Source organism: Aeromonas sp. 600948, from assembly GCF_049174875.1.
GTDB classification, from domain to species: domain Bacteria; phylum Pseudomonadota; class Gammaproteobacteria; order Enterobacterales; family Aeromonadaceae; genus Aeromonas; species Aeromonas veronii_A.
Window position 1 is genome coordinate 126,277 of record NZ_JAAKTY010000004.1, and the last position, 12,394, is coordinate 138,670.

Below are 12,394 nucleotides of genomic sequence, written 5' to 3' on the forward strand. Positions count from 1 at the left end.
TTTTTACATGAAAACCGCACAGGAAATCCGCGCTGGTAACGTAGTCATGATCGGCACCGAGCCGATGGTGGTTCAGAAGGCTGAATTCAACAAATCCGGCCGTAACTCCGCCGTGGTCAAAATGAAGCTGAAGGGCCTGCTGAACGGCAGCGCTACCGAGACCGTCTTCAAGGCCGACGACAAGCTGGACGTAGTTCAGCTGGAACGTAAAGAGTGCACCTACTCCTACTTCTCCGATCCCCTGTATGTCTTTATGGACACCGAGTACAACCAGTACGACGTAGAGAAAGACAACCTGGGTGACGTGCTGAACTACCTGGTAGACGGCATGGAAGATCTGTGTGAAGTGACTTTCTACAACGAGAAAGCCATCTCCGTAGAACTGCCGACCACCATCGTGCGCGAAGTTGAGTACACCGAACCGGCTGCCCGTGGCGACACCTCCGGTAAAGTGACCAAGCCTGCCCGTCTGAAAGGCACTACCTACGAGCTGGCTGTTGCCGCTTTCGTAGAGATCGGTGACAAGATCGAAATCGATACCCGCACCGGCGAATTCAAGCGTCGCGTCAACTAATTGACCGCTTTGAATTGATTGCAAAAAAGCGAGCCACCGGCTCGCTTTTTTATTGCCTCCAAGTTGCCATCACACCGCCCGCCTTCAGAAAATCCCGCCGCAGCCGCTAACCCAGATAATCGGGGGAGCACACTATGGCCAGATTATCCTTATCACTGCTGTTATTGACCTTGCTGGCTGGCCATGGGGCAGAGGCGAGCGAGGTCGCCCCCCCCGTTGCCGAGCCACTGCCCCTCGACCATTGGCAAGCGAGCGACTGGAAAGGGCTACCCGATGCCACCCAGATCGACAAACAGACGGTGCTGTTCGCCAAACACGACAGTGAAAACTATCTGGGGCTCGCCATTTTACTGCCCGACTGGCAGCGCAGCGGCCAGCTCTGGCAACTGACTCGCGCCCTCGGCCGACTGGGTTTTGATACCCTGCTTCTGCTCCCCTCTCCCCAGCAGACCGAACTGGACCCAGCCACCGAGAAAAAAGCGAAAAACAGCGATGAGTTTCGCAAGCAGTTTGCCGAGCGGATCAGCAAGCTGGCGGATGCCAAGTTGCAGGAGGGGGGCTTCAAGCTGATCCTGGCGCAAGGTACCGGCGCCGCCTGGACTGCCAACCTCATCGCCAGCGAACAGTTGCCCGCCCCCGACGCGCTGGTGCTGCTCGATGGTTTTTTCCCTAACCAGCAGAGCAACCAGACCCTGGCCAAACAGGTGGCTCAGGCGGCCATCCCCACTCTGGACCTCTATCAGGAGGATGGCGGTCGCTGGCCACTGCTGGCCGCCGAGGCCCGCAAAAGCGAGAGCCGGCGCAGCAACAAGCTCAACTATCGCCCCTACGCCCTGATTGAGCTGGAGGAGACCCCCACCCGCATTCAGGGCTGGCTCAACCATCTGGGCTGGCTCTAAACCGGCCGCTAGCGTGGCGCAATAAAGCGCGCAAGCTCACATCTGCCGGATAAAGCCCAGCCATGACACAGCGGCAGGCTGGCCCTAACTGCATCCTCTTTGGCATCATGGCCTCTCGAACCTGAACAATGGCAGGAAGGCTCATGCAGCAGATTGTGTTTCTCGACAGCGATACCCTGGATGCGGGCATCACCCTGCATCACCCCGACTTCCCCCACCACTGGCAGAGCTATCCAAGTACTACCCCGGAACAGGTGGTGGAACGGCTCAAAGATGCCAGCATCGCCATCATCAACAAAGTACGGATCGGCGCCGCCGAACTGGCCCAGCTGCCGGAGCTCAAACTCATCGCCCTGGCCGCAACCGGCAGCGACAACGTGGATCTGGAAGCGTGCCGCGCCGCCAACGTTGGGGTGTGCAATATCCGCAACTACTCGGGCCCCTCGGTGCCAGAGCACGCCATGGCGCTGATGCTGGCCCTGTCGCGCAACCTCTTCTGCTGGCGCCAGTCGCTGCTGGAGGGGCGCTGGCAACAGAGCGGCCAGTTCTGCTTCTTCGACCACAACATCATGGATCTGCACGGCAAACAGCTTGGCATCATCGGCAAAGGGACGCTCGGACAGGCGCTCGGCGAGCGGGCCAAAGGGATGGGGATGACAGTGCGTTACGCCCAGAGCCAGGTCGGCGCCAGTCACGACGAGGATCGCTTGCCCCTCGACGAGTTGCTGCAAAGTTCGGATGTGATCAGCCTGCACTGCCCGCTCACCCCCTACACCCGCAACCTGATTGGCGAGCGGGAGCTGGATCTGATGAAACCGGGCGCCCTGCTGATCAACGTCGGCCGCGGTGGGCTGGTGGATGAGGAGGCGCTGCTGCAAGCGCTGGCCAACGGCCGCCTAGGTGGCGCCGGTTTCGATGTAGCGAGCGTCGAACCCCCGCCCACCGACCATCCCTTGATGAAGGCGCTGCAATACCCTCACTTCATTCTGACCCCCCATGTGGCCTGGGCCAGCGAAGAGTCGATGCAGCGACTGGCCGACCAGCTGATCGACAACATCAACGCCTTTGCCGCCGGTCGCCGCCAGCACCGGCTGGTGTAACCGCACGAGCGAGTCACCACACAATGCACAACGGGGCCAACAGGCCCCGTTTTGCATCTTTCGCACTCACTCAGCGCACATCAATCGTCGTCGTGCCATCTGTGCTTCTTATGCTTTTTGTACTTCTTGTGGTGCTTGTGATGGTGATGATCATCGTCATCATCGTAATAGCGATCCTGGCTCTTGTGGCCATCGCCGCTCTTGGCACCGATGGCCGAACCACTCGCCCCGCCGACCCCGGCGCCGATCAGCTGACCGGTATCGCCACCGACACTCTTTCCGATGGCGGCACCACCCAGCGCCCCCACCGCGCCGCCAAGGGCCGCTTCATTCTTGTTGCCCTTGTTGGCCGTCGCCGCACCACCGGCTGCGCCGCCAATGGCCGCACCTACCAGCGCACCGGTATCTCCCCCCAACTCCTTGCCGATCATGGAGCCCGCCACCCCGCCCGCCCCGCCACCAAGAATGGTGTTGAGAGTTTCCGAACCGTGGGCCGCAGTGCTGCCCAGCAATGACGCCCCCAACAGAGCCAGAGCACCGATGCCACGCGTACTCATATCCATGGATACTCCTGTCAAACCTGATTAATAATCAGCAGCACTATACAAAGAGCTATCAGGTTCGCCAGCCAGCAGAAAACAGGGATGCGACAGTCAATGGCAGTACAGTCACAGCCAACACAGGAAGAGTAGAATCAACCTATTGAATTAAAACGTGAAAATTAACATTGAACCAGACAGTCACGACAAAGTGACCGATAACCTGGCAGCCGCGTCCTGTCGAATAGTCAGCGCGCTGGGACAAAAGCTGTCAGTCAAGGGCCCCTGCCACCCCTTCAGCCAGATGCCAGCAGTTCCGGCCAGCCTCCTTGCTGCGGTAGAGGGCAGCATCAGCCCGCTCGAAGATAGGGCCGGCGGCAGGAGAATGGCAGGCGCCGCCGGCACTCAGGGTGATCGGCCCATGGTGTTCACGCCACTGTTGCTGACGCACCAGTTCAAGCAGACAACCGAGTTTCTCCGCCAACTCATCCTGTGGCTGTTGCAGCAGAGCGGCAAATTCATCCCCACCTATCCGGTAAACCGTACTCACCCCCAGCACATCAGCAAGACAGTTGGCCACCCGACACAGCACCTGATCGCCGAAGGCATGGCCCTGGCTGTCGTTGATCCCCTTGAAGTGATCGACATCAAACAGCAGCAGCCAGAAGCACGCCCCCCTCTGCTCCAGTGCCGCCTTGTGCTGCTCGAAGGCTCGTCGGTTCATGATACCGGTCAGGGGATCCCGCAACAGCGCATCCTGCCCCTTGAGAAAACTGGCCCTGACCTGATCGATCTCGTTCAGGCTACGCCTCACGAACCAGGTCTTGGGCTCACTGACAGGCGCTGAACGCTCCAGATCGCGCACGATGCCGGTCAATGAGCCCGACACCAGCTCCTGCTCCTGGCGGAAGATCCGCACCAGCAGACTCAGGCTGCAACACCAGATGGCAAACAGAGAGAGCAGTGGAAAAACCACCATCTGCAACGCATCGTAGAGGCTGTCACGAAACAGTACTGGCGGCAGATAGATGTTGAGATCCCAACCAATATCCGCCAGCTCGCGCTTGATATACGTCCCATGCCACAGCACATCCAGGCCGAGCCACTGCTGATTCTGATGCTGCTTGATGGTGTTGGCCGCCAGCAGATCCATATTGCTGCCCACTACCAGCTGATCAGTGTCACGCAAGGTCAGATAGAGTGCCGCCTGATTACTACCGACCGTGCGCTGCAGCGCCTGCTGCAGCGAGTCGAATGACATGTCAACCATCAGCAGACCCAGCAACTGCCCCTGCTCATCCCTCACCCGTTTGATCAGGCTGAGAATCAGCTCCTGAGTATTGTATTCAGGGTAGGGGCCAAACCAGACGGGCTCGTCGCCCGGCATGGCGGTCACCTGATACCAGGGGCGCAGCGCTGCCTTATAACCTGGGGGCGCGAGCCACTCCGGGTAACTGTCGATGCGATCCGCTTTCAGGTTGTAAAAGTAGATATAGTGGTTGCCGGGCTTGATCTGATGGGCAATAGCCCAGATGGGAGAGTCGGCCGGCTCGCCGCGGGCTATCTTCTCCTTGTCTAGGGAGCCCTCCAGCACTGCCAGTTGCCGCTCATTGACCTTCACCATCTCGTGGATCAAGGACGCCTCAACGGAGGAAGCCATGTGACCGAAGCCGGATACCGTCATGTCGATATCCCGCAGATAGCTGGCAATGGCCATGATGATAGTCACGATCAGGATCAACAAGCCAAGCAGTGCGGAGAGGGGGGCCAGCACATAGTAACGCTTGTTGAGATACGAGCGGCTCACATGACATCCGAACAGGGGAAAACATAGCGGGATTGTGCGAGAGAAAGGAGAGTGAATCATTGATTAATATCACTTCAACGCCCCTTTAATGACATTTCCAATACTAACAAAACATCAAGGTTCGCAAACGAATATCAACTGACAGGAAAAACGCTAGTTACTCCGGGTTAACCCCGCTCTGCATTGCGGGTGTTATAGTCTATACCTGACGCGGCCGGCGCTGGACAAACCGTCCATCACCGGCTGCAACGCCAAGCAGAACAAGGAGATGTTATGAGCAGTCCGTTTATCGAACAGATCAAAGCACGTCGTACCATCTATGCCCTGGGCAGCCAGGTGTCCCATACACCGGAACAACTGACGGCCCTGATCCAGGATGCCATCAGGCACAGCCCCTCCTCCTTCAATTCCCAGAGCTCCCGCGCCGTCATCCTGTTTGGCGCCCAGCACCATAAGCTGTGGGATATCGTCAAAGCCGAGCTGAAAAAGATCGTGCCGCCGGAGGCCTACGCCCAGAGTGAGGCCAAGGTGGATGGCAGCTTCCGCGCAGGTTTCGGCACTGTGCTGTTCTTCGAAGACACCGACGTCATCAAGGATCTGCAGCAAAAGTTTGCCCTCTATGCAGACAACTTCCCCATCTGGTCGGAACATGCCACCGGCATCGCCCAGTTTGCGGTCTGGACCACCCTGGCCCAGGAGAAGATCGGCGCCTCCCTGCAACACTACAACCCCCTCATCGACGAGGCGGTACGCAAGGAGTGGAACCTGCCAGCCAGCTGGCTGCTGCGTGCCCAGATGCCCTTTGGCAGCATCCAGCAACCGGCCGGCGACAAGACCTTCATCGACGATGCCACCCGTTTCCGCGTTTTCAAATAACGGCCAGATAGCAAAACGCCCCCGCATCTCGGGGGCGTTTTTATTGCGACATCAAGAGTTCGGATAGCGATGGTTCATACCGCAATCTGCGGTCGTCACGCACTCGCACCACAGCTCAGGCGGGCAGCGTCACCAGCAGGGATGTCTCTCCAGGTTCCACCTTCACCTCGTGCCAGCCTCAGCCGTGCTGACTACTTAGCTGTTCGATAATGGTGGCGCGCAGCAGGGCTCGCCCTTCGTCGATGCGAGTTGATCGGGAGAGTCCTTTCGCCCACATCAGCGCCAGGGTTCGACTCAGCACTGGCTCGTGCAGCGCCACGACTTTCAGCTGGGGATCGCGCAGGTTCGCGGCATAGAGTCCGGGCAGGATAGCAACTGCCAACCCTGAGCGCACCAAGCCGTAAAGCGTCTCGACATAATCTGTGGTGTATCTGGGCTTGAGCCCGGGCAACTGGCTCTGGGCCAGTCCGTTGACCTGCCGGCTGACGTTGCCTCTGGCAAAAAGGGCGATGTCGCGGCGGGTCAGCTCATGCCAGCTGATGGCCTCTTCCCCTGCCAGCGGATCCTGCCGGTTGATCACCGCCACCAGCGCATCGTCCAGCAGCGGCGTCACCTCCAGCGAGTCGGGCAACTCGCCATCCAGCACGCCAATCCCCGCATCCAGAGACCCCTCGGCCAGCGCCTGCAACAGACCGTCGTTGGTGTGATCCTGAAACTCGACCAGCAAGCCCGGAAACTGCTGCTGCAGACGGGCGGCCGCCAGCGGAAACATCAGGGTGCAGGCCGACGGGATCAGACCGATGCGCAGGGTGCCATCGCCCCCTTCGACCATCACCTGCTGCATATCGGCAAAAGCGGCGTGGGCCACATTGAGCAGCCCCTTGGCGTGGGGCAGGATCGCCTCCCCCTGTTCGGTCAGGGTGACCGCCTGCGCGGTGCGGTGAAACAGTTTGCCGCCTAGTACAGATTCAATCTGGCGCAGGGCACTGCTCAGGGCGGGCTGGCTGATGGCCATCTGATTGGCCGTTTCGGTGAAGTGGCGCAGCTGGGCCAGCGTGACAAAATACTGGATCTGCTTCAGAGAGAGCGCAGGCAGACGGCGCCAAGGTTCGGACATGAAATCGACAACCGGAGAAAAACGTTTGCAGCAGCATAACCCTTTCTTATCCAGTTATAAATTCTTTGCGCTATGCACGGACCAATCCCCTCCCTAAAGTGGGCCCATTATTCCCCTTGTCAGGCCATCTCCTTCATGTGTGAACAAGATGCATCCCTCAACTTGCGCCGCCGCGTCGTGCAGGCTGCCCTCGGCGAAGCCCCCTTCGATCTGCTGCTGACCAACGCCAACCTGATCGACATGGTGACCGGCGAGATCCGCCCCGTCGACGTGGGGCTGGTCGGCCCGCTGATCGCCAGCGTCCATCCGGTCGGCTCCTTCCAGCAGGCACGCGAGACCCACGATCTGGCCGGCGCCTATCTCTCGCCCGGTCTTATCGACAGCCATGTCCATGTGGAGAGCTCCCACCTGACGCCGGAGCGCTACGCCGATGTGGTGGTCGCACAGGGCACCACCACCATCTTCTGGGATCCCCACGAACTGGCCAATGTACTCGGGCTGGCGGGGGTGCGCTACGCCATCGACGCCAGCCGCAATCTGCCGCTGCGGGTCATCTGCGCCGCCCCCTCCAGCGTTCCCTCGACGCCGGGTCTCGAGATGTCGGGCGCCGACTTCCACGGCCCCGAGATGGCCACCATGCTGGAGTGGCCGGAGGTGGCGGGAATCGCCGAGGTGATGGACATGCAGGGGGTGCTGGGCGGCAGCGAGCGGATGACCGGCATTCTGCACGCCGGTTTGCAACGCAATGCCCTGATTGAGGGACACGCCCGGGGCCTCACTGGTCACCGGCTGCAAGCCTATCTGGCTGCCGGGGTCAGCTCGGATCACGAACTCACCTCGGCTGCCGATGCGCTGGAAAAATTGCGGGCCGGGCTCACCCTGCAGCTGCGCGGCTCCCACCCCTACCTGCTGCCGGAGATCGTCGCGGCGCTGAAACAGCTGCCCCACCTCTCCTCCCAAATCACCCTCTGTACCGACGATGTGCCGCCCGACATGCTGCTGGAGAAAGGGGGCATGATTGCGCTGGTCAAGCTGCTGGCTGAACTCGGGCTGGCGGTGCCCGATGTGCTGCGAATGGCCACCCTCAATGCCGCCATCCGGCTGCAGCGCAACGATCTGGGGCTGGTTGCCGCCGGCCGCTGCGCCGATCTGGTGGTGTTCGACAACCTCACCGATCTCAACCCGATCTGGGTCTACAGCGGTGGCCAGCGGGTCGCCCGCCATGGCGCCATTCTCAGCCCCTCCGAGCCTGTCGCAGGTTGTCAGGCGCCACGCGATACCATGCAGATCCCCCTGCGCACGCTGGAGGAGTTCATCATCCGGGTGCCCGGGCTGACTGCGGGTCGGGCCCGCTTAAAGACCATCAAGGGGGCTCGCTTCACCCAGTGGAGTGAAACCGAGGTTGAGGTTCGGGATGGTCAGGTCATCGTGCCTGCGGGATTTAGCCTCATCTCGGTGCAACACCGCCATGGCCGCCATCAGGCGGGCACCCGGCTGGCGCTGCTGGAGGGGTGGGGCGAGCTGCAAGGGGCCATCGCCACCAGCTACTCCCACGACTCCCACAATCTGGTGGTGCTGGGGCGCGACCCGCAAGAGATGATGCTGGCCGCCAACACTCTGATCACCAGCGGGGGCGGCATGGCGGTCGTCCAGCAGGGTGAGGTGCTGGCCCACGTTGCCATGCCCATCGCCGGCATGCTCTCCGACCTGCCGGCCAGCGAGCTGGCCGCCAGCTTCCACGCTCTGCGCGAAGTGAGCGGCAAGGTGGTGGAGTGGGAGCCCCCCTACCGTGTCTTCAAGGCCATCGAGGGAACCGGCCTTGCCTGCAATGCGGGGCCCCATCTGACCGATCTCGGCCTCACCGATGGCCTGACCCGCGAGATTGTCGACCCCTTTATCTGCTGCTGGCCCCACGATGCCAGCCAAGCCGATTAACCTCGAGGAGAACAGCGTGAACCCTGTCGCCATTATTCTGGATACCGACCCCGGCATCGACGATGCCGTTGCCATCGCCGCCGCCCTGTTTCACCCCGGGATCGAGCTGGCGCTCATCACCACGGTCGCCGGCAACGTCGATGTCAGCAAGACCACCCGCAACGCCCTGCGCCTGCTGCACTTTTTCGGCCAAGAGGTGCCGGTGGCACAGGGGGCCAGCCAGCCCCTCGTGCGCCCCCTCGACAATGCCAGCCATATCCATGGCCACTCCGGCCTCGATGGTTACGAGTTTGCCGAGCCCGGGCAACAGCCGATACCGGAGCATGCCGTCGAAGCCATGAAGGGCACCCTGCTCGCCAGCGAACAATCCATGACGCTGGTGCCCATCGGGCCGCTGACCAATATCGCCCTGCTGCTCACCCTGCACCCCGAGTGTCGGGAGAAGATCGCGCGGATCGTGTTGATGGGCGGCTCGGCCGGTCGGGGCAACCACACCCCCAATGCCGAGTTCAATATCTACGTGGATCCGGAGGCGGCTCACATCGTCTTCAGCAGCGGTCTGCCCATCGTGATGTGCGGACTCGATGTCACCAGCCGGGCCACCCTGACCGGCGAGATGATTGCGGCGCTGCCCGCCCTCAACCGCACCGGCGCCATGCTCCACGCCCTGTTCGGCCACTATCGCGGCGGCAGTATGCAGACCGGGCTCAAGATGCACGATCTCTGCGCCATTGCCTATCTGGTGCGCCCCGATCTCTTTATCACCCGGGCCTGCCATGTGGCCATCGAGACCCGGGGTGAGCACACCCTCGGCACCACCTCGGTGGATATCAACAACCGGCTCAAACGCCCGCCCAACGCCGAGGTGTGTCTCGATATCGACGTGCCCGGATTCAGGGCCTGGTGCATGGAGACCCTTGCCCGCGCCATCTGATCCCGAACCGCCAGCCCGCTGGCCCATTCACATCAAGAAGAGAGTGTTGGAAACATGCTGGAAATAATTGTCAGCACCCTGATCCTGGTCATCTGCGGCTATCTCATCGCCAAAAACTACGATGCCAAGATAGTGCTGTTTGGCGCCGGGCTGCTGCTGATGTTTGCCGCCGTCGGACTGGGCCACCCCCTGCTGCCTGCGGCGCAGAGCAGCGGCCTCAGCTGGCTTGATCCCTTCGTCCAGATCAAGCAGATCTTCATCAGCCAGATGGGCAATGTCGGCCTCACCATCATGGTGCTGTTCGGCTTCTCCAGCTACATGAGCCACATCGGCGCCAACGACGTCACCGTGATGCTGCTGACCCGCCCCTTGAGTCGCATCCGCTCCCCCTACCTGCTGGTGCCGGTGATTTTCCTCTTGGGCAATCTGCTCTCGCTGGTGGTGCCAAGCGCTGCCAGTCTGGCAGTGTTGCTGATGGCGACCCTCTATCCGGTACTGAAGGCATCGAACATGTCCTCCCTCACCGCGGGGGCCGTCATTGCCACCACTGCCACCATCATGCCCAGCCCGCTGGGGGCCGATAACGTGCTGGCCGCCCAGAAGCTGGGCATCCCGCTGGTGGAGTACATCGTCTCCTACCACGCCCCCATCTCGCTGCCGACACTGGCGTTGATGGCAGTGGTGCACTACTTCTGGCAGAAGGCGATGGACAAGCGGCAGCAGTCGCGCAGCGGACTAGAGGAAAAAGAGGAATCGCTCGCCGTGCCCACCGGCTTGTCACCCGCCTACTACGGCCTCTTCCCTGTACTGCCGCTGGTGCTGGTACTGCTGTTCGGCATCTGCTTCACCCATATCTCCCTAGGGCTGGTGGAGATCACCTTCGTCTGCCTGCTGCTCACCATAGGGGTAGAACTCTTGCGCAAAGGCAATATCAAGGAGACCAGCAAGGAGTTCGCCATCTTCTTCACCGGCATGGGGACGGGTCTGGCTCAGGTGGTCTCGCTCATAGTAGCGGCCAGCATGCTGGTGGAGGGACTGAAAGCCATCGGCATCATCGATACCCTGGTCGATAGCGTGAAACACATCGACGGCGTCGGCTCCATCTTGATGTTATTCTTCTCCGGTACGGCGGCGCTGATCGGCTTTATCAGCGGCAGTGGGCTGGCAGTCTTCTACTCCTTTATCAACATCATTCCCGAGATCACTGAGAAGGTCGGCGTCAACAGTGTCGCGGTGGCCCTGCCGATGCAGCTCACTGCCAACCTGATCCGATCCATGTCGCCGGTCGCCGCGGTGATCATCGTCATCGCCTCGATCACCGGCAGCAATCCCATCGAGATCATCAAGCGCACCTCGGTGCCCATCATCTCGGGCATCATCTGCTGCATGACCCTCTCCTACCTGCTGTTCAGCTAAACCAGCTCCATCTGCAGGCGATCAATCCGGTCGCCTGCAGACGGTTTTTTACCTCCGGTTGAAAGTGAACCCACTGCATGTAAACGCCCGGAAGATAATCGGTGGGGATCGTCTATAACTTTTGCGACCAAGAGCCACATGCGCCTGAGTAACTGACCGCCAGCCATCAGGCTCAGCCCCCTAATTCAACTCCCAGAGCTCTCGTGCCGTCATTCTTGGTTGGCGCCCTGCATCGACAGCATCACCAGCAAGGACTCGCCTTTCCCTGACACCACTCTCACCTCGCGCCAGTCGCGGATCACCGCCACCACCGCAGGGTTGAGCGGTGCATCGCCCCCCACCTGTACCACGGCGCAGCCTGCACGCAGGGCGCTCTCAATACCGGCCGGGGCATCCTCAAATACCAGACAGCGAGCGGGTGGCACGCCAAGCCGTACAGCGCCCAGCAGATAGGGCTCGGGATCGGGTTTGCCATTGATCACCGCTTCGGCTCCCACCAACACGGCCGGCAGCGGCAAACCGGCACAATTCAGGCGATGGCGGGCAACCCGCTCACCAGCGGAGGTCACGATGGCCCAATGCTGTGGCGGCAGGTGGCGCAGCAACTCGCCAGCTCCTGCGATGGCGTCGCCGCCGGTATGCAGCATCTCCAACTCATCAAGCCGCGCGACCTCTCGCTCCACATCCAGTTGCGGAGCCAGCGACCGGATCACCTCGCGCGAACGCATACCGTGACACATCGCCAACACCGGCTCGGGATCGCGCAGATGTTCACGACACCAGAGCCGCCATACCTGCTCCACATCGCCGGTCGAGCAGACCAGGGTGCCATCCATATCGAACAGCAGGGCGGATACCGACAGGGTGAGTGAGTGCGTGGCGGAACTCATGCCGGATCACCGGCAGGCTCGAGGGCAGCGCCAGAAAGTGCATCGGCAAAGGCCTGCTGCTGGGCTGCCCGCTCGTAACAGGTCAGCGCCTGCTCGGCACTGCCAGCCCACACTTGCAAGGGGCCGACCACAAAACCCTGTTGCAGCAGGCTGGCGAGCAGCTCCCCAGTCTCCGGGGCCGCCAATGGCTGGGCCAGCACCAGGGTGCCCTTGATCAAAAAGAGATAGCGCTGGGTAGACATGATATGGCTCCTTGTTCCGGTTCAGAGGAGGGCGATTCCCCCCTTGCCGAGCCATTAGAACAAGG

Annotated in this window: 12 protein-coding genes; 7 read left to right on the forward strand and 5 right to left on the reverse strand. The window is 61.1% G+C overall.

Features of this window, described 5'->3' with window-relative positions:
• The first annotated feature begins 7 nt into the window (after nt 1-7).
• From efp to G5182_RS04925, 3 genes are all read left to right on the forward strand, one after another.
• Nucleotides 8-574 carry an elongation factor P gene (gene efp, locus G5182_RS04915; RefSeq protein ID WP_005335100.1) on the forward strand — a complete coding sequence of 189 codons (567 nt, stop codon included), beginning with the start codon at nt 8-10 and terminating at the stop codon, nt 572-574.
• Between the two features lie 134 nt (nt 575-708).
• The gene (locus tag G5182_RS04920; RefSeq protein WP_227342082.1) at nt 709-1,473 is read left to right on the forward strand and encodes a DUF3530 family protein; all 765 of its coding nucleotides are present in this window, start codon (nt 709-711) and stop codon (nt 1,471-1,473) included.
• A gap of 143 nt (nt 1,474-1,616) precedes the next feature.
• The gene (locus G5182_RS04925; RefSeq protein WP_421230614.1) at nt 1,617-2,573 is read left to right on the forward strand and encodes a D-2-hydroxyacid dehydrogenase; all 957 of its coding nucleotides are present in this window, start codon (nt 1,617-1,619) and stop codon (nt 2,571-2,573) included.
• Nucleotides 2,574-2,653: 80 nt separating this feature from the next.
• On the opposite strand, the gene G5182_RS04930 is transcribed toward G5182_RS04925, so the two are convergent.
• Nucleotides 2,654-3,136, reverse strand: coding sequence for a YMGG-like glycine zipper-containing protein (locus G5182_RS04930; RefSeq protein WP_421230615.1), 483 nt, complete (start codon nt 3,134-3,136; stop codon nt 2,654-2,656).
• 247 nt (nt 3,137-3,383) lie between these two features.
• The gene (locus G5182_RS04935; protein ID WP_216978190.1) at nt 3,384-4,919 is read right to left on the reverse strand and encodes a sensor domain-containing diguanylate cyclase; all 1,536 of its coding nucleotides are present in this window, start codon (nt 4,917-4,919) and stop codon (nt 3,384-3,386) included.
• A 273-nt stretch (nt 4,920-5,192) separates the two neighbouring features.
• Here G5182_RS04935 and G5182_RS04940 point away from each other — a divergent pair, with 273 nt between their 5' ends.
• Nucleotides 5,193-5,795, forward strand: coding sequence for a nitroreductase family protein (locus G5182_RS04940; RefSeq protein ID WP_216953036.1), 603 nt, complete (start codon nt 5,193-5,195; stop codon nt 5,793-5,795).
• A 178-nt stretch (nt 5,796-5,973) separates the two neighbouring features.
• On the opposite strand, the gene G5182_RS04945 is transcribed toward G5182_RS04940, so the two are convergent.
• Nucleotides 5,974-6,912 (reverse strand): LysR family transcriptional regulator, encoded by a 939-nt coding sequence (locus G5182_RS04945; RefSeq protein ID WP_421230617.1) that lies wholly within the window; start codon nt 6,910-6,912, stop codon nt 5,974-5,976.
• A 135-nt stretch (nt 6,913-7,047) separates the two neighbouring features.
• On the opposite strand from G5182_RS04945, the gene G5182_RS04950 reads away from it, so the two are divergent.
• Genes G5182_RS04950 through dcuC form a run of 3 tightly spaced genes read left to right on the forward strand, consistent with a single transcriptional unit; the run spans nt 7,048 to nt 11,197 of the window.
• Entirely contained in the window at nt 7,048-8,847 is a 1,800-nt protein-coding gene (locus G5182_RS04950) for an adenine deaminase (RefSeq protein WP_421251871.1), read from the forward strand.
• A gap of 16 nt (nt 8,848-8,863) precedes the next feature.
• The gene (gene rihC / locus G5182_RS04955; RefSeq protein WP_421251872.1) at nt 8,864-9,781 is read left to right on the forward strand and encodes a ribonucleoside hydrolase RihC; all 918 of its coding nucleotides are present in this window, start codon (nt 8,864-8,866) and stop codon (nt 9,779-9,781) included.
• A gap of 54 nt (nt 9,782-9,835) precedes the next feature.
• The gene (dcuC, locus tag G5182_RS04960) at nt 9,836-11,197 is read left to right on the forward strand and encodes a C4-dicarboxylate transporter DcuC (protein WP_421251873.1); all 1,362 of its coding nucleotides are present in this window, start codon (nt 9,836-9,838) and stop codon (nt 11,195-11,197) included.
• Between the two features lie 209 nt (nt 11,198-11,406).
• Here dcuC and G5182_RS04965 read toward each other — a convergent pair whose 3' ends face one another.
• Together G5182_RS04965 and G5182_RS04970 are read right to left on the reverse strand one after the other, a co-directional pair.
• Nucleotides 11,407-12,087, reverse strand: a complete 681-nt coding sequence (locus tag G5182_RS04965) for an HAD-IA family hydrolase (protein ID WP_421251874.1) — start codon at nt 12,085-12,087, stop codon at nt 11,407-11,409.
• On the reverse strand, nt 12,084-12,329 hold the full coding sequence (locus G5182_RS04970; RefSeq protein WP_421230621.1) for a hypothetical protein: 246 nt from the start codon (nt 12,327-12,329) through the stop codon (nt 12,084-12,086). The genes G5182_RS04965 and G5182_RS04970 overlap by 4 nt, the downstream gene beginning before the upstream one ends.
• Nucleotides 12,330-12,394 lie beyond the last annotated feature (65 nt).

Bases quoted from the DNA above. Each gene is read 5' to 3' on its own strand.
- G5182_RS04925 (WP_421230614.1), top strand. From the start codon at position 1,617: ATGCAGCAGATTGTGTTTCTCGACAGCGATACCCTGGATGCGGGCATC.
- G5182_RS04945 (WP_421230617.1), bottom strand. From the start codon at position 6,912: ATGTCCGAACCTTGGCGCCGTCTGCCTGCGCTCTCTCTGAAGCAGATC.
- G5182_RS04940 (WP_216953036.1), top strand. From the start codon at position 5,193: ATGAGCAGTCCGTTTATCGAACAGATCAAAGCACGTCGTACCATCTAT.
- dcuC (WP_421251873.1), top strand. From the start codon at position 9,836: ATGCTGGAAATAATTGTCAGCACCCTGATCCTGGTCATCTGCGGCTAT.
- efp (WP_005335100.1), top strand. From the start codon at position 8: ATGAAAACCGCACAGGAAATCCGCGCTGGTAACGTAGTCATGATCGGC.
- G5182_RS04930 (WP_421230615.1), bottom strand. From the start codon at position 3,136: ATGGATATGAGTACGCGTGGCATCGGTGCTCTGGCTCTGTTGGGGGCG.
- G5182_RS04965 (WP_421251874.1), bottom strand. From the start codon at position 12,087: ATGAGTTCCGCCACGCACTCACTCACCCTGTCGGTATCCGCCCTGCTG.
- G5182_RS04950 (WP_421251871.1), top strand. From the start codon at position 7,048: ATGTGTGAACAAGATGCATCCCTCAACTTGCGCCGCCGCGTCGTGCAG.
- G5182_RS04920 (WP_227342082.1), top strand. From the start codon at position 709: ATGGCCAGATTATCCTTATCACTGCTGTTATTGACCTTGCTGGCTGGC.
- G5182_RS04970 (WP_421230621.1), bottom strand. From the start codon at position 12,329: ATGTCTACCCAGCGCTATCTCTTTTTGATCAAGGGCACCCTGGTGCTG.